Here is a 15,730-nt window from a genome sequence, read left to right as displayed (position 1 = left end):
CATTAATTCAGTGCGTAATCTGTCAAGTGAGGAGCCATGAATTGGATATTACTCTCGCGTTCAAAAAGCTATCACTGACGAACGGTGATGAAATCACATTAAGCATTGCTCCAAGTGCAATGCAAAAAATGATTATCGAGTTAATCGCTCAGGGTTATCTCACCACAGAGGAAATGGCGACTTACGTAATAAGCCAATTAAAGATTTGCGATAAACAAAACCTTCCATACGTATTACCTGAAAACGTATTGAAAAAATTAAATGAAACTTATCAAACCGTAAATAACGGGGGTGAAAATGTCTAAATATGTTGGCTGTTGGTTTGGCCTTGAGGAAGCCGCTGAAGAAAATGGCGAAATGCGAATCGCCCATGCTTTTGAGGCCGTTAATGATAAGCAGGCGAAAGCGAAAGCTGCGCTTTTATTCATGGAAGCCTTTCCGGACGGCGACGATTCTCAGTTCGAATTTCGTATGTATGCCGAAGCGGACGGTATTCCCAGCCCTACCGAAGAATGGGATGAAACTTTTTTATTCGATTACGAATGGGACGACGATTTGGGCCACCCTGTGGCAAACGTCCAGACCAGCCCTGTTGATTTTGACAAACTACAGCCATCAGTGCGCGTCGCCGTACTGGTGAAATACAACACGACTGAAATCACCAGTGATCAGCTTGGTGCAGCGATTGAATTGCAGCAGGGCGACTCTTCAACGTTCGACAGCCATATTACCGATGCTATTTCCAAGATGCCGGCCATCGTGTCCATGTACCCGGAACGCATTCTGGAAGCTATCCAGTATGTCCGTGTTAACTGCGTTCCTAATAAGAAGTGGCCGGAAATTAAAGCGGCACTTGCTGGATGGCTGAAGAGTCACGAAGAAGAACGAAAAGAAGGTGCAATCGACGCCATTGATACAGATGTGGATGAATCATCTGCTGTCGTGGTACCGCGCCCCTACAAACACACGCATAGCACTCTGGACGTTGAAATTGCCACGGCACTTTGGGCGGGTGATGTAGATCCAAACGCCCCGCAACCCTCTGTAACACGTTGGGCGAATGGCATCATCAAAGAGGATCGCGAGGATTTTAAACGCTGGTCAATTCAGCTTCGCACCCAGGACAACATTCTCAAATACGATCGCCCTACTATTTTCGGCGTAGTTCGCAATGTGCCGGCAGTCGATACATACCGCTTCCCGGAATCACATAAACGCTACATCACCGAATACCTCAAAGCCCACGGGAAAATGGAGAACGGCAACGATGAAACCGAACAGAACACGGCGGCATCAACTGACCCACTGGAATCTAAATCGACAGAAACTTCTACAGTGGCGCCGCAACACTCTGATGATGTGCCAGCAACGGGGACGGTGGAAACTGCGCCACCTGTAGAGCGTACCGGGCCATTCTACTATCGCACTGCCGATGGTCAGCCAGGCCGTGCTAACAAGCTGGCAAAACTCGAAGCCGTTATTGAACAGGGCTGCATCGAGATCACGAAAGAAGAATATCAGGCGCTGAAAGAGGCACCGCCAGTTCAGCAGCCGACCAGCAGTGATCAACCCGGTATCAATAACCTCGGTAATGGCCGTTTCAGCATTGAAGGGCTGGCGCCAGAGCAGCCGCAAACCGATGAAAACAGCGCCTCAAATGAAGTTGAAAAAACGGAAGTAGTACCACAGGCAGCCCCAGATTCTGATGCTTTCGTGCTTCGGGCAGATGAGCTTGAAAAAGAACTCGGTGACAGCGAGAACCTTTCACTCTGGAAAAGCGTTATGCGCACCAACCCTCGTTACACGAAGGATATGGGCGACCTCGGGTTCGGTGGCACTTCCATTAATGCCGAATACATGTTTATGCGAGCCACCGAATCTTTTGGCCCTGCTGGCACCGGTTGGGGATGGACGATCCTCGAAGACAAAATGGTTGAAGGCGCACCACTTACAGAAAAAATCTTTGAGGGTACCAAGTTTGTTGGGAAACGCATTCTTCGTGATGCCGACGGCTCCCTGCTTTTCGAGCTGAACCACTATGTGCGCATCGCGCTTTGGTACATCAAAGACGGCGAAAAAGGGACGGTCGAAAACTTTGGCTCAACACCATACCGCCAAACCACCAAAAACGGCATTTATTGCGATAGCGAGGTGCATAAGAAGTCGCTCACCGACGCAATAAAAAAATGCCTGTCAATGCTCGGCTTCTCCGCTGATGTCTGGCTCGGTCTTTACGACGACGCCGCATATAAAGCTGAAAGCGTGCTTGAGTTCGGCATTAAGGATGCCGCGGAAAAAGCGGACGACTCCTCCCGGATCCGCGAGGAACTGGACGAGCGCTTTAAGCAGAACGTCGAAACGATGCGTAAAGCTGTTTCCCAGAATGAAGTTTCGAAAATTGCCAGCAGTCTGACCCGTACAGTTGGTATTCACCTGAAATCAGCCAAAGAAATCAACAATCAGGAATACGCCAAATATCTTGAGGGCCGTCTGCGCCGCCTCGAAGAAGTTAAATCCGAATGCCTCGCCAAATTGCAGGAGAAAGCAGCATGAGCAACCGTACTATCGATCTCGCTTTAGAGATCAGCAAGCTTGAATCCCTCGCCGCCGAAGGCGGGGATCTTACCCCCGAAATGATTGCTGACACGTTGGAAGGCATAGAGGGAATGCTGGAAGACAAATTCGATGCAGTAATGGCTAAAGTTCGTGAATTCGATACCAAAGCGGAAGCCTGCAAAAAAGAAGCAGCGCGGGTTAGCGAAAGGAAAAAGCACTGGGAACGCCAGGTTTACGCACTCAAAAGCTACTTACTGCAATGCCTGCAAGCCAGCAACCGTACCACCTTCAAAACCACTCTCAACACCTTTACGGCCCGCAAAGGCGGTGTGAGCCTGAAGATCGACAATGTGGATTTATTGCCAGATGAGTTTGTCGAGTCGCATACGGAGGTGGTCACAACCCCGAAGAACGACGAACTGAAAAAAGCATTGCAGGAGCTGGCTACCAAAATCGAAGCGGCCCGCGCTGCCGGCGAAGAACCAGACCCGGAATTGCTCAAATCAATACCCGGCGCTCACCTCGAAACAGGTTCACCAACTTTGCAGGTGCGTTAACCCGGATGCGGCCAGCAATGGCCGCTTACTGAGACAGAGATATGAGCGACGAATTCAACAGCCTTTTGTTCCCCGGGAGAACGGAACCCGATGACTTCAAAGACCACACCGCCGAAATTATCTGGCACATGCGGAACGGGTACCGGCGGCACCACGGAATAGTTGAGCAGCCCCCGGCAGTGATAAAGCGAAACGAACGCAACGAAATTAAAACGGATAGCAAAAAATGGCCTGTAACTGTTTTGAAAAAATAAGTAACGACTTTGACCAGCATTTTCGCGATGCGGTTAAAGAAAATTGTTCAGAAGTCGAAGAATCCGGCTTCCAAAATCAAGGTTTTATTCTTGTGCCTGGCGACTGGTCACCTGTTTCCCTGAAATACGTTTTCCGCTATCGCAAGGTAAAAAATAATGGTGATCCAGAAGTTCGGTGCACAAACCTAGAAAACAGTGTGCTGATGTCTTATTGCCCTTTTTGCGGCACAAAGTTTGAAGGGAAAAAGGAGTCCAGCGATGCCAAATAAAATTGAAGCATTAGAAGTTCAGCGTGACGAATATGGCTGTTGGACTCACCCTGAGTACGAAAAATTCTGTAATGGCCGTGAACACGTGCCGGATGAAGAATTTAACGATTGGGTTAAGGCTAAAGGCCTGGAATGGGATTACGAGCTTCACGCTGACTCGTTTGATTATTTAGACGATACACCGTACGACCCCGACTTTTCAGAATGGCAGCCAGAACCACCAGCAGGTGAAGGCTGGTTTATCGGTTCGATTCATGATTCCGAAGAGGGTCCAGTATGCATCTGGCTCCGCAATGCTGAAGGTGACGCTCATGAATAACCAAATCGTATTTGTTAACGGCAAATCAAAATGTGGCTGCGTTATGGAATATAGCGACGGCGGCGGTGAATATTCAGACGTTCACAAAATTACCCCATGTGCTGAACATTCCAGGCCTGAAGCATCGCTTCTTCAGCGCATAGCAGAACTTGAACGTAGCGAGACCCAACTCATAGGCGAGCGTGATAACGCCGAAGCTGCATTGGCTGATATGTATCAGGCCGCAACGGGTGAGCGTCCCGAGTGGAGCAACATGTTCGGTTTCGCTGATGCTGTTGATGCGGTGGAGGAACGACTTGGCGAACTGGAAGCCAGCCAAACCACACCTGAAGGTATGCAGTTTCTTACCGAGGCGATTGGCGCTCACGGCTACATCGTTGGTTGCTTACAGCAAAACAGGCCGGACTTAGCCCTAGAAGAATCACTGAAGTGGGTGCAAGTGATTGGACAAGCCGCTGACAGCATTAAAGGGAGTGAGTGATGTTGCGACACCATACCCAAACCATGATCACATTTACCAGAGAGCAGTTAATCGAACATGCGCAGAAACACATCGCGCATGGTGCATGGTTGAAGGAGAACTTTCCCGACGCTCATAAAACTCCAGCAACCGTAGATCTGGCGCGTATCGCGCTGGCTGCCATGCAGCAGGAACCGGTGGCGTGGGACTACGAATGGGCATCATGCATTACCTGCGAGGGGCCGCAAGACTTTAGGCGCATCATTGAGCGAGAAGCGCCTCCAGAATGGGCTATTGATGAAGGTCAGGCCCGGAACATCACCCCACTCTATCGTCATGCGCAGCCAGCGCCAGTAGTGCCACCAGAGCGCCCGGCTGATTCGTCGAACGGTGATGATGTCGAGGCATGGTTTGATGAGGAATGGAACGCCTGCCGCGCCGCAATGCTCAACGGGGGTGATCGTGGGTGAAGTTGCAGAAATCCTCTACGGAGAACTATCTGATGGAGCGTTTTTCGCCCCTGCATCCTCCGACCTGGTTGATTCCCTGATCGGCCAGTACAAGCAACTCCGGGCCGACATAGAAATGATGTCCGGGTTAATTAACACGCACCATTCATCCGTACACCATTTTCTGGAGGGTAACCAGGATCATGATCGCCGCCATTATTTCGGCGGCGTCAGCAACCTGTTCAAAATCGAAGGCGCTATAGCAAGTCTGAACTCAACATTCTGGCAAAAAGCCCTGAACATGACTGATGTGTACGAATACATGCCAAATAATCGCCGCACAGAGTGGGACGAACAGATCCGGGAAATGAAAACCCCAGATTTTGAAGAGGACACCGTGCGGGCAACAATCATGGAGCTTCTCAACTCACGACAGAAATTTTTCTCCGAGCGTGTGGACGGTATTTTCCGCGCTCTTTCCGGCGACCACGTTACCAACAGGCCGGAAGGTTTCGGCAAACGCATGATCCTTGCCCGGGTGTTCACCGATTACGGCATGACGAATCACGATATGAGTGGTTATATCCAGGACCTACGGCAGGTGATCGCGAAATTCATGGGCCGCGACGAACCCCGCTGGCGTGTAACCGACGACGCACTACAGGAAGCCCGCTGCCGACACGGTGAATGGCTGGTGCTGGATGGTGGAGCGTTACGTGTCCGGGCCTATCTGAAAGGTACAGCACACCTCGAAGTACACCCGGATATGGCCTGGCGGCTCAACTGCATTCTGGCGCACCTGTACCCGCTGGCGATCCCGCCACAATTCCGCCAGAAACCAAAGAAAAAGCTCAAAGATTTTGTGCTGATGAGCAAACCACTGCCGTTTGCCGTTCTGGAAGTGCTGGCGGGCTTAAAGGCAGAGCGTCACCTGCCGATTCAACGCAATCGATGGGACGACTGGACACAACCGCTCACCACCAACCCATTTAACCGCCGATTTGACTGGCGCGACGAAGATAAAGCGATCCGGGGCCAGGCGGGGAAAATACTGGAAACCATCGGCGGCGTGCTGATCAAAGCTGGCCCAAATAAGAATATCAATATCTGGGAGTTCGATTACGATCCTTCCCGGGTGCTGGGCGAAATTATCGCATCGGGCTGTATTCCTGACCATCAGTCACATCAGTTCTACCCCACTCCAGAATCACTGGCCGACTGGGCCGTATCCGAAGCTGACATTCAACCTGGCGATAAGTGCCTGGAGCCAAGCGCTGGCACAGGAAGTCTTGCCACTCTTATGCCAACAGAGCAGACCCTGTGCGTGGAAATCTCTTCACTGCATTGTCGGGTGCTTGAAGCTAAAGGTCTGGCAGTCGAACAGGCCGATTTCATCCAGTGGGCCCAAACCACCGCCAGCCGCTTCGACAAGATAGTGATGAATCCCCCATTCAGTGAAGGCCGCGCCCAGGCTCATTTAGTCGCTGCTGCTGAACTGGTTAAACCCGGCGGCCGTCTTGTAGCGATCCTGCCGGCAGGTATGCGCAAAAAAGCCATTCTGCCTGGGTGGGCCTGTAGCTGGTCGGGGTTAATCGATAACGAATTTGATGGTACCGGCGTTTCGGTAGTCATGCTGAAAGCCGACAGGAAGTGATTTTTAAGAATCAGTTTTAATTCGGCCTGCATCGTAAATTGCTGGCCGCAGTACGAGATATTGCGCATGTACGAATTGACACTATCACCGGCTGAAATTCAGGAGATAACTGGCTACAAACGATATACGGAGCAGCAGCACCAGTTGCGTTGCCACGGGATCCCATTTATTCCGGGGCGTAATAACGCGCCGATCGTTCTCCGGCGGAATTTACAGATGCCGGTAGAACCATTGCCGAACGTATCCGAATACGTATCTCCTGAGCCCGATTTTGGAGCACTGGACAATGGGAAGACCGAGAAAAAATCCTAAAGATAATCGCCTGCCGCCACGCGTCAGAGCCAATAAATACAGCTATGTCTGGAAGCCAAAAGGAACTACGGCCACCGTTACACTGGCGCCAATAAAAGGCACCAGCATGTCAAAGCTGTGGGAGAAATACGAAGCGGCGAAGGCGAAGCGCCACGATATCATGACGGTCGCTAAACTGTGGGGGCTATTTCTGGAGTCACCGGCGTTCACAGAACTGGCCCCCAGGACACAGAAAGACTATCTCCAGCAGCAAAAAAATTTAATTAAGGTGTTCGGGAAAATGCGGGCTGATGATGTGAAAACCGAGCAGGTTAGGGTGTATATGGATAAGCGTGGGCTGGAAAGCAAAACCCAGGCTAATCACGAACTGGCGAGCCTGAGCCGAGTGTACGGGTGGGGATACGAACGGGGATATGTGAAAGGGAACCCATGCAAAGGGGTGAGGAAGTTTCCGGCTAAGGCCAGAACCGTCTATATCACTGACGAACAATATGCGGCGATATATGCCGAGGCTATCCCGGCACTTCAGGTGGCAATGGAAATTTCCTATCTTTGCGCAGCGCGTCTGGGTGATGTTCTGGCGCTACAGTGGGATGAGATCATGGATAAGGGCATTTATATCGAACAGGGCAAAACCGGAACAAAGCAAATAAAGTCTTGGTCCCCTCGCCTGCGCTCTGCTATCCAGTTGGCGAGAAATACCCTGGCACAAATCGGCCCCCACGTTATCACAGGGAAAGACGGTTCGATAACCGCAAAAACGCTGAACACCTGGTGGAACAACGCCAAGCGGGCAGCAGAGCAAAAAGCCGGTATGCCGTTTGGGTGCAACTTCCATGATCTTAAAGCGAAGGCAATTTCTGACTATGAAGGTAGCAGCAGGGACAAGCAACTTTTCTCCGGACACAAGACTGAGAGCCAGGTTCTGATATACGATCGAAAAGTGAAAATTACGCCATCTCTGGACGTCCCGCTGATGGAGAAAACGGCCAGTTAATTACAAAAAATTCCCGTTTCGGCGGGATTTTTTTCGTTCTGGCGATGATGAAAGCAGCCCGAATATACCAAGTGAATATACCAACAGTATACCAACCGCCCCAAAAGCAAAGGGGCTGCCATTCGGCAACCCCTTGTTTTATATGGCGGAAGCGCAGAGATTCGAACTCTGGGAGGGTTTCCCCTCGCCGGTTTTCAAGACCGGTGCCTTCAACCGCTCGGCCACACTTCCTGATGACGCGAACTATAAACATCGCCAGAGTGGTTGTAAAGCCTTAGCGCTATCGTTTGACGTAAAAATCATCAATTCTCGCTCATATGACTGAAATGACAGCACTTTGTTTATAAAACCATCATACTAATGCTCATATAGGCCTTAAGATCCTGGCTTTTCCCAGGTTTCAGCTTAGTAAATACTGTCAAAGACGCTGAGGTTGACCAAAACTGCCTCGCTGATTTCCACTTTCCGCTTTTAATGTCCATAGCACTCTTTTTAATGCCGAAATTCTCTGCGCATTAGTTTATGAACAGTAACAAGGGGTCATCGCTTTTAACGAACGAGATTTCCGGAAGCATTACCCCGGCTTCTGAATCAGAATAAACTCGCTAAAAATTGATCTACTAATAATGGCATTATCAATGCATAAACCTATATAAAATAACATGTTACTAAAGAAGATAGCACTTTTTGCGTAAAGATGGGTAAACCACCTTCACCTCATTCATCCCTGTCTTTATGCTCGGTACTAACAATACCTGTAAATAAGAGAGTATGAATAATGGATCGTACTATTGTTTCTTCACGCGGCCATTCATCGCTATTAAGTTCGCACAAGGTGCTGCGCAATACCTATTTCCTCCTTGGTTTGACGCTGGCTTTTTCTGCCATTACTGCAACGGCCAGTACCCTACTCGCTTTACCTGCCCCCGGGTTTATTTTAACGCTGGTCGGCATGTACGGCCTGGTGTTCCTGACATACCGACTGGCTGACAAACCTCTTGGCATTTTGGCCGCTTTCGCTTTCACCGGCTTCCTTGGCTACATTCTGGGTCCGCTATTAAATAGCTTTCTCTCTGCGGGGATGGGAGATGCCATCGCTCTGGCGCTTGGCGGTACTGCGGTAGTTTTTTTCTGCTGCTCCGCTTATGTTTTGACGACCCGCAGAGATATGTCTTTCCTGAGCGGCATGCTGATGGCCGGTATAGTTATCGTGCTGGTTGGTATGGTGGCAAATTTATTTTTGCATCTGCCCGCGTTGCAGTTAGCCATCAGCGCATTGTTTATTCTTATCTCTTCTGGCGCCATTTTGTTTGAAACAAGCAATATTATTCACGGTGGTGAAACTAACTATATTCGCGCAACGGTGAGTTTATACGTTTCACTGTATAATATATTTGTCAGTCTGCTGAGTATTTTGGGCTTTACCAGCCGCGACTAATAGATTTCACGTTTAAATACCGTCTTCCTTTTTTACCGGCAAGGCGGTTTTAAATCAAAGCATAGAGACCTACTATAGGAATAATGCTAATTACATGCATCATTAACTGATATTCCCTATAGCTAGACGCCCATGTTTACACTATTAAATTCATATAATTATCATACAATTGACTTATATTAATTCATACCAAATAACGCTGAATTTGATTAGCAAAACGTCTTACAGGTATCTTTACAGATTATATTTAAGCTATCCCAAATCCGGCAGAGATAATATTTATGATATTTGATACTAAAATACCCACGACTGAAAGCCTGGCGCATATTAGTCACCTGTAATGCAACTATTTCATCATTAAGGCAATCCCAAAATATTAAATAAGTTTTGATAGCACCAATCATAGCGTCATACGCTTCAATGCATATGAGAGTGGCCCTATAAATCTAGCCGGCCGTCTTTTTTAAGAACTGCGCTTTTGTTACACTTTCTCTTTTCCTTCCTGGGGATCGCCATGCTCATATTTCAAGGCCGGGAAATTGAAACCGACGCCGACGGGTATCTTAAAGATAGCGCGGACTGGAGCGAAGCATTAGCCGAAGCCATTGCTATAAATGAAAATATTATTCTCACGCCCGAGCACCGTGAAGTTGTGCATTTTGTACGTGAATTTTATCTGGAATTTAATACCTCACCGGCCATTCGTATGCTGGTTAAAGCGGTAGCTAAAAAACTGGGCGAAGATAAAGGCAATAGCCGCTATCTGTACCGCCTGTTTCCCAAAGGGCCGGCTAAGCAGGCTACAAAAATTGCCGGCCTGCCTAAACCTGTAAAATGTATTTAGCGGCGGATCTCAAAGCGATCCCAGCGCTTATCCGAGTGATAGGGTTCGCTATCTACACGTTCAACGCGGGCGCTTGCGGGGCCACCGGCTTTGAGCCAGGCAATAAGCTGGTCGATTTGTTGTTTCTCACCGCAGGCCAGCACTTCAACACTGCCATCATCCAAATTGCGCGCATACCCGGTCACACCTAATCTTTGTGCCTCACGCTGGGTGCTATAGCGAAAACCAACCCCTTGCACCCGGCCATAAATCCAACTCATCATACTGTAAGCCATACACGCCTCCCACTCAGTCAGAGCGCCGTTGCTTTTCTTCAGGGAACTCGGGAGAATGGCGCTCCTTTTGTCATTCTCTTCGCAGCATAGCAAATTATGAGCGTACGTTTAGTGTTAGCCAAAGGGCGCGAAAAATCATTACAGCGCCGTCATCCATGGGTTTTCTCCGGAGCCGTCGCCCGCATGGAAGGGAAAGCCAGCCCTGGTGAAACCGTAGATATCGTCAGCCATCAGGGCGCCTGGCTGGCGCGCGCGGCGTTATCTCCCGCGTCACAGATCCGCGCCCGAGTCTGGACGTTCGATCCGACGGAATCTATCGATATTGATTTTTTTGAACGTCGTCTGCAGCGCGCGCAGCAGTGGCGCAGTGAAATCGCTCAGCGTGACGGACTGGACAGCTACCGGTTGATTGCCGGAGAATCAGACGGGCTGCCTGGGATCACTATCGATCGTTTTGGACAATTTCTGGTATTACAACTTTTATCTGCCGGTGCCGAATATCAGCGCCCGGTATTAGTCAGCGCATTACAAAAACTTTATCCAGAGTGTTCTATCTATGACCGTTCAGATGTCGCCGTGCGCAAAAAAGAAGGCCTGCCGTTAACACAGGGTTTAGTCTGCGGTGAACTGCCGCCAGAGTTACTGTCAATAGAAGAGCACGGAATGAAACTCTGGGTCGATATAAAATCCGGCCATAAAACCGGCTATTACCTTGACCAGCGTGATAGCCGTTTTGCGAGCCGACGTTATGCGCAGGATAAGCGCGTGCTAAACTGCTTTTCCTATACGGGCGGTTTCGCCGTCTCCGCATTGCTGGGGAATTGCCGTGAAGTTATCAGTGTAGACACCTCTCAGGAAGCATTAGATATTGCCCGCCGGAACGTCGAGCTTAATCAGCTTGATGTCAGCAAAGCCCAGTTTATCCGTGATGATGTATTTAAACTGCTGCGCCGCTACCGTGAGCAAGGCGAAACATTTGACGTTATTATCATGGATCCCCCGAAGTTTGTTGAAAATAAAAACCAACTGGCTGGCGCATGCCGTGGATATAAAGATATTAATTTATTGGCTTTCCAGCTGCTTAACCCGGGTGGAGTATTGCTAACGTTTTCCTGCTCAGGATTAATGAGCGGCGATTTATTTCAAAAAATCATCGCCGATGCCGCCGTGGACGCCGGTCGCGAAGTGCAATTTATAGAGCAGTTTCGCCAGGCTGCCGATCATCCGGTTAATGTCGCCTACCCGGAAGGGCTATATCTTAAAGGTTTTGCCTGCCGTCTAATCTAAACTGGCGCCCGTCTTGAAAAAAACGCTTTCGCCCATATATATACGGGCATAAAGCGTTTTTGGGAGGTCATATGATTACCAGCAAATTTAATATTGGACAGCAGGTCCGCCATCAGCTTCTTGGCTATTTGGGAGTAGTGGTAGATATCGATGCCGGATATGCGCTGGAAAAACCGTCAGCCGACGAACTTGCCGTCAGTGATGCCTTAAGAGCCGCTCCCTGGTATCACGTGGTGATGGAAGATGATGAAGGAAACCCCGTTCGCACGTATTTGGCCGAAGCCCAGCTGAGCGGAGAGATAGCGCAGGATCATCCGGAACAGCCTACGCTTGACGATCTTGCGCGATCCATTCAGCAGCAGCTTCAGGCTCCACGCCTGAGGAACTGATCTTTCGCCTCGCCAAAATATGTCTACGTCGGTGGCAAAGAAACTATTTTAGTCAGAAAAAGTGATTGATTACGCGCGTTAAGCGCTTCAGCTTAGCGCGCGTTTACTGATGAAAAATTTTGCCCCCACCGACGACAATATTTATCGCTCAGCTCTCAGAATATACGGCCTCCCATAGAAAAGATTGCGCGCGCGGCCAGTCTAAATTTATCGTTAAGCAAATCTGTCAAAAATCACAGTAGCCTAAAATACCCGCTTTTATGCTTCACAAGGGTGTATTAAAAAATAAATAGCGCTAACAGCGCCTTATACAGGCTTAACCCTATTTCGTTGAATAAACTTTTTTTTAAAATAGGGTTACTCAGAAATCTGGATAACGATTCGGCGGGCGCAGCTAATCAGCAGCAAGGGCGGGGTTTAATCCGAGTTTTGCTGGCTGCGCAATAATCGATTGCGCGGCCTAATATGCATTTGCGTTTTAAAAGACGGCCAATTACTCACGTTATGCTCGCGCTAAATTCAGGCGGGGGATTTCAATTGCGGGGCATCGGTCCATTACCACGCGCAAACCGGCATCTCGCGCCAGCGTTGCTGCCTGTTCATTAATCACCCCAAGCTGAAGCCAGAGTGTTTTCGCGCCGATGGCGATAGCTTCCTGCGCCACGTCCCAGGCAGCCTCGGCGTTACGAAATACATCCACCATATCGACAGGCTCAGGGATCTCCTCCAGGGTGGCATACCCTTTTTGCCCCAGGATATCGGTGTTTGCCGCTTTCGGTGATACCGGAATAACCCGAAATCCCTGCGCCAGTAAATATGCCATCACCCGATAACTGGCCCGGTCAGGTTTATCGCTGGCCCCGACTAAGGCTATCGTGTGCGTATTGGTTAAAATGTTGCGAATCTCACCGTCTTGCATCATTGTGTCCTCCTCAACGTCCTAATAATAAACCTATTGTATCCACTTCAACGCAATTAACTTAGTATGGCATTTTCCCCGCACTGCGTTATTGTTTGCAGTCTTGAAAGACTAAATTAGAATCCATTGGCCAATTCGTTACAGGAAATAATATGGAACTCACTACTCGCACTTTAGCGCCGCGAAAGCATATCGCTCTGGTTGCCCACGATCATTGTAAAACTATGCTGCTGCAGTGGGTTGAACGCCATAAAGAGCGTCTTTCTCACCATAAATTGTATGCCACAGGCACTACCGGCAATCTTATTCAGCGCGCCAGCGGTCTGGATGTTAAAGCAATGCTAAGCGGCCCGCTGGGTGGCGATCAGCAGGTTGGCGCACTGATTTCCGAAGGAAAAATCGATATCCTAATATTCTTCTGGGATCCGCTTAACGCCGTACCGCACGATCCCGACGTAAAGGCGCTGTTACGCCTGGCCACCGTTTGGAATATTCCTGTTGCAACCAATGTTTCAACCGCTGATTTATTAATTCAGTCGCCGCATTTTAAAGATAGCATGGAGATTATTATTCCAGACTACCCGCGCTACCTGGCTGAACGCCTGAAATAATCACGGTTTACGTAATACCGGCACACCGAGTTGCTTTAATGTATCGACAAAAATGGATGGCCGCTGCGAGTGATATAAAAGCCATACCCGATGCTTCGCACGCGTCAATGCCACATACAATAAGCGCCGCTCCTCAGCGTCAGGAAAATCTTCCTGCGGCGGCAACAATGCTTGTTCTATAACTGATTCACGCGTTTTTGCGGGAAAAGCGTCTGGTTCATTCTGCAACCCAAGAATAATGACATAATCAGCCTGTTGTCCTTTGCTGGCATGAATAGTCAAAAAATCAAGACAAAGCTTTGGCCAGCGCGTGGCAGCTTTGTCCAGCACGGCGGGGCGCAAATAGTGGTACCGCGCCAGAATTAGCACCCGCTGGCCATTCTCAACGTAGCCGCTAAGTTTATCTAATAGAGCCTCAAATTTATCCTCACCAAGCAGAGCCACCGCGTTTTTATCACCAAGTGTCAGGCTATTTAGTGGTTTTTCTAACTGGCCGGGATTTTGCTGAATAAAACGGCTAGCTATCTCCCCAATACGACGATTAAAGCGGTATGTCGTATCCAGCGCGACATAATCGCCACCGCCAAACGTTTGCTCAAATGCGGTCGTAAGCGATAATTCCGCGCCGCTAAATCGATAAATCGCCTGCCAATCATCGCCAACGGCAAACAGCGTCGTTTGCGTGTTTTGCCGCCGAAGCGCTTCCAGTAAAGCCGCGCGCTGAGGAGATATATCCTGAAATTCATCCACCAAAATGTGCTTCCAGGGGCTGATAAAACGCCCTTTATTCAGCGCATTAATCGCTTGATGAATAAGTCCCGAAAAATCGACTGCACCTTCTTCTTTTAGCGCACTTTTCCAGGCCTTCAGTAGAGGGGCCATTAATCTGATGCGTTTTTGGAAAGTCGCCCCGATCTCTTCCGGGCAATCGGCAATCATTACCGCCTGAGAACCACCGTGCATGCGCATCAACCCTAACCAACGCTCCAGACGTGGAGCCAGGCGGCAAGCAAGTTTTTCATCCTTCCAGAACTCACCCTCAGGCAACGCCCAACCCAATTCGTCGCTTAACCACTGTCGCCAGCCGACGGCCTGCGTTTTTTTATTCTGGCATTGCTGCTGCCAGGCCTCGATAAGGAGGTGCTGACGCGCAGCACTGCCTGTTTCGAGCTGGCTAATACGTGGGATCTTCCCTCCACTTTGCTGAAGAATATACAGCGCTAATGAGTGAAACGTCCGGGCCGTGATAGCCTCTGCGTGCAGGCGTTGGGCTATTCGCTCGTCTATTTCCCGCGCGGCATTGCGCCCAAAAGCCAACAGCAAAATTTGTTCAGGTAGTGCCTCCTGGCGCAATAAAAGCCAGCCGGCGCGCGCTACTAGTACGGACGTTTTTCCGCTACCGGCGCCGGCCAATACCAATAAAGAAGATTCACCGTTAACCACCGCCCGCGCCTGTGAAACATTCAACGGGGCGCTTTCTATCGTTTCAAAAAAATCACGGTGTTCCTGCAGCATTTGGTGCGTCCAGGCATCATTTTGCTGCTCCCGGTAAGTTTCGCCTTCCTTCAGCCATGCCTGGCACCGTCGCCACAGTGTTCGACAGTGTTCAAACTCATCAAGGCGCGCAGCTGGAAAAGGAAGCGCCTGGCAGGCCTCGCGAATACCGCCCTGTATTACCGCCAAATCCTCACGCCTTAGCCAATGCTGATTGCCTGCTATTAACGCTACAGCCTCCAGTTGCTGACGCAATACGCTGGCGGCAATTTCACTCATCTCTGCGCTCCAGCGCTGCCAGCATTGATTGAGATGATGGAAAAAACGCTGCGTGGCATTCCATTCCGTGCCATGCAGACGCACAACCTGATGCTGCGGCAGTTCAAACTCCAGCTCCCCCCATACCAACCCACGCTTACAGTGAATGGCTAATAGTTGATTGAAAGGAATAAGGTACTGATGCCGTTCGCCTGAAACTTCAACGCCTGCATTAAGCATACGCACGCGATTGTACGGATGTTGTGCTAAATGTTTGCCTATCGCGGTTGCTTTTAATTCCATGCCAGTCACAGCCCTGCCCGAGTGATTTTTTGAAATATTGAGTTTACCCGCCGTAGAACCCCCGCTCCAGACAAAAACACGGTAC

The 15,730-nt window shown here is 49.6% G+C and carries 17 protein-coding genes, 1 tRNA gene and 1 pseudogene; 15 read left to right on the top strand and 4 right to left on the bottom strand.

The features are described 5' to 3' along the window. Window positions 1-41: 41 nt before the first annotated feature. The 10 genes and pseudogenes from SFA31_RS13010 (at window position 42) to SFA31_RS12965 (ending at window position 7,827) form a co-directional block, all read left to right on the top strand. Entirely contained in the window at window positions 42-305 is a 264-nt protein-coding gene (locus SFA31_RS13010; protein ID WP_006118878.1) for a hypothetical protein, read from the top strand. Then, entirely contained in the window at window positions 298-2,553 is a 2,256-nt protein-coding gene (locus tag SFA31_RS13005) for an exodeoxyribonuclease VIII (protein ID WP_322838361.1), read from the top strand. Before SFA31_RS13010 ends, SFA31_RS13005 begins: the two co-directional genes overlap by 8 nt. Next, the gene (locus tag SFA31_RS13000; protein WP_322838360.1) at window positions 2,550-3,113 is read left to right on the top strand and encodes a siphovirus Gp157 family protein; all 564 of its coding nucleotides are present in this window, start codon (window positions 2,550-2,552) and stop codon (window positions 3,111-3,113) included. Before SFA31_RS13005 ends, SFA31_RS13000 begins: the two co-directional genes overlap by 4 nt. A gap of 226 nt (window positions 3,114-3,339) precedes the next feature. Continuing rightward, a complete protein-coding gene (locus SFA31_RS12995; RefSeq protein ID WP_322838359.1) occupies window positions 3,340-3,636 on the top strand; it encodes a hypothetical protein in 297 nt (98 codons plus the stop codon). Further along, the gene (locus SFA31_RS12990) at window positions 3,626-3,955 is read left to right on the top strand and encodes a hypothetical protein (protein WP_322838358.1); all 330 of its coding nucleotides are present in this window, start codon (window positions 3,626-3,628) and stop codon (window positions 3,953-3,955) included. The genes SFA31_RS12995 and SFA31_RS12990 overlap by 11 nt, the downstream gene beginning before the upstream one ends. A gap of 133 nt (window positions 3,956-4,088) precedes the next feature. Then, window positions 4,089-4,436, top strand: a pseudogene (locus SFA31_RS12985) (ead/Ea22-like family protein); the annotation flags it as partial. 2 nt (window positions 4,437-4,438) lie between these two features. Next, window positions 4,439-4,885, top strand: a complete 447-nt coding sequence (locus SFA31_RS12980) for a hypothetical protein (RefSeq protein WP_322838357.1) — start codon at window positions 4,439-4,441, stop codon at window positions 4,883-4,885. Continuing rightward, window positions 4,878-6,518: a DUF4942 domain-containing protein gene (locus SFA31_RS12975; protein WP_322838356.1), complete on the top strand. Its 1,641-nt coding sequence runs from the start codon at window positions 4,878-4,880 to the stop codon at window positions 6,516-6,518. Before SFA31_RS12980 ends, SFA31_RS12975 begins: the two co-directional genes overlap by 8 nt. A 66-nt stretch (window positions 6,519-6,584) precedes the next feature. Then, window positions 6,585-6,830, top strand: coding sequence for a DUF4224 domain-containing protein (locus tag SFA31_RS12970; protein ID WP_322838355.1), 246 nt, complete (start codon window positions 6,585-6,587; stop codon window positions 6,828-6,830). Then, window positions 6,805-7,827 (top strand): tyrosine-type recombinase/integrase, encoded by a 1,023-nt coding sequence (locus SFA31_RS12965; RefSeq protein WP_322838354.1) that lies wholly within the window; start codon window positions 6,805-6,807, stop codon window positions 7,825-7,827. The genes SFA31_RS12970 and SFA31_RS12965 overlap by 26 nt, the downstream gene beginning before the upstream one ends. Before the next feature lie 143 nt (window positions 7,828-7,970). On the opposite strand, the gene SFA31_RS12960 is transcribed toward SFA31_RS12965, so the two are convergent. Next, a tRNA-Ser gene (locus SFA31_RS12960) sits at window positions 7,971-8,058 on the bottom strand. 547 nt (window positions 8,059-8,605) lie between these two features. On the opposite strand from SFA31_RS12960, the gene yccA reads away from it, so the two are divergent. Together yccA and tusE are read left to right on the top strand one after the other, a co-directional pair. Further along, window positions 8,606-9,265 (top strand): FtsH protease modulator YccA, encoded by a 660-nt coding sequence (gene yccA, locus SFA31_RS12955; RefSeq protein ID WP_322838353.1) that lies wholly within the window; start codon window positions 8,606-8,608, stop codon window positions 9,263-9,265. Window positions 9,266-9,779: 514 nt separating this feature from the next. Further along, window positions 9,780-10,109 carry a sulfurtransferase TusE gene (gene tusE, locus SFA31_RS12950; protein ID WP_322838352.1) on the top strand — a complete coding sequence of 110 codons (330 nt, stop codon included), beginning with the start codon at window positions 9,780-9,782 and terminating at the stop codon, window positions 10,107-10,109. Here tusE and yccX read toward each other — a convergent pair. Then, the gene (yccX, locus tag SFA31_RS12945; RefSeq protein ID WP_322838351.1) at window positions 10,106-10,384 is read right to left on the bottom strand and encodes an acylphosphatase; all 279 of its coding nucleotides are present in this window, start codon (window positions 10,382-10,384) and stop codon (window positions 10,106-10,108) included. The genes tusE and yccX overlap by 4 nt on opposite strands. Window positions 10,385-10,480: 96 nt before the next feature. On the opposite strand from yccX, the gene rlmI reads away from it, so the two are divergent. Together rlmI and hspQ are read left to right on the top strand one after the other, a co-directional pair. Next, window positions 10,481-11,671 carry a 23S rRNA (cytosine(1962)-C(5))-methyltransferase RlmI gene (gene rlmI, locus SFA31_RS12940; RefSeq protein ID WP_322838350.1) on the top strand — a complete coding sequence of 397 codons (1,191 nt, stop codon included), beginning with the start codon at window positions 10,481-10,483 and terminating at the stop codon, window positions 11,669-11,671. A gap of 71 nt (window positions 11,672-11,742) precedes the next feature. After that, a complete protein-coding gene (hspQ, locus tag SFA31_RS12935; protein WP_322838349.1) occupies window positions 11,743-12,060 on the top strand; it encodes a heat shock protein HspQ in 318 nt (105 codons plus the stop codon). Window positions 12,061-12,562: 502 nt separating this feature from the next. Here the strand turns inward: hspQ and SFA31_RS12930 are convergent. After that, the gene (locus SFA31_RS12930; RefSeq protein WP_322839365.1) at window positions 12,563-12,979 is read right to left on the bottom strand and encodes a CoA-binding protein; all 417 of its coding nucleotides are present in this window, start codon (window positions 12,977-12,979) and stop codon (window positions 12,563-12,565) included. A 152-nt stretch (window positions 12,980-13,131) separates the two neighbouring features. On the opposite strand from SFA31_RS12930, the gene mgsA reads away from it, so the two are divergent. After that, window positions 13,132-13,590 (top strand): methylglyoxal synthase, encoded by a 459-nt coding sequence (mgsA, locus tag SFA31_RS12925; RefSeq protein WP_322838348.1) that lies wholly within the window; start codon window positions 13,132-13,134, stop codon window positions 13,588-13,590. Here the strand turns inward: mgsA and helD are convergent, their stop codons facing one another. Next, entirely contained in the window at window positions 13,591-15,645 is a 2,055-nt protein-coding gene (gene helD, locus SFA31_RS12920) for a DNA helicase IV (protein WP_322838347.1), read from the bottom strand. Window positions 15,646-15,730 lie beyond the last annotated feature (85 nt).

The organism is Erwinia sp. HR93, from assembly GCF_034555055.1.
Lineage (GTDB): Bacteria > Pseudomonadota > Gammaproteobacteria > Enterobacterales > Enterobacteriaceae > Apirhabdus > Apirhabdus apintestini.
Note: the sequence above shows the minus strand (reverse complement) of the source record. Positions and strands in the feature narration are given on the sequence as shown.

Coding starts and splice junctions, on each gene's coding strand:
- SFA31_RS12990 (WP_322838358.1), top strand. CDS start 3,626: ATGCCAAATAAAATTGAAGCATTAGAAGTTCAGCGTGACGAATATGGC.
- SFA31_RS12970 (WP_322838355.1), top strand. CDS start 6,585: ATGTACGAATTGACACTATCACCGGCTGAAATTCAGGAGATAACTGGC.
- SFA31_RS12930 (WP_322839365.1), bottom strand. CDS start 12,979: ATGCAAGACGGTGAGATTCGCAACATTTTAACCAATACGCACACGATA.
- tusE (WP_322838352.1), top strand. CDS start 9,780: ATGCTCATATTTCAAGGCCGGGAAATTGAAACCGACGCCGACGGGTAT.
- SFA31_RS12995 (WP_322838359.1), top strand. CDS start 3,340: ATGGCCTGTAACTGTTTTGAAAAAATAAGTAACGACTTTGACCAGCAT.
- SFA31_RS13000 (WP_322838360.1), top strand. CDS start 2,550: ATGAGCAACCGTACTATCGATCTCGCTTTAGAGATCAGCAAGCTTGAA.
- SFA31_RS12965 (WP_322838354.1), top strand. CDS start 6,805: ATGGGAAGACCGAGAAAAAATCCTAAAGATAATCGCCTGCCGCCACGC.
- helD (WP_322838347.1), bottom strand. CDS start 15,645: ATGGAATTAAAAGCAACCGCGATAGGCAAACATTTAGCACAACATCCG.
- SFA31_RS13005 (WP_322838361.1), top strand. CDS start 298: ATGTCTAAATATGTTGGCTGTTGGTTTGGCCTTGAGGAAGCCGCTGAA.
- yccX (WP_322838351.1), bottom strand. CDS start 10,384: ATGGCTTACAGTATGATGAGTTGGATTTATGGCCGGGTGCAAGGGGTT.
- rlmI (WP_322838350.1), top strand. CDS start 10,481: ATGAGCGTACGTTTAGTGTTAGCCAAAGGGCGCGAAAAATCATTACAG.
- mgsA (WP_322838348.1), top strand. CDS start 13,132: ATGGAACTCACTACTCGCACTTTAGCGCCGCGAAAGCATATCGCTCTG.
- yccA (WP_322838353.1), top strand. CDS start 8,606: ATGGATCGTACTATTGTTTCTTCACGCGGCCATTCATCGCTATTAAGT.
- hspQ (WP_322838349.1), top strand. CDS start 11,743: ATGATTACCAGCAAATTTAATATTGGACAGCAGGTCCGCCATCAGCTT.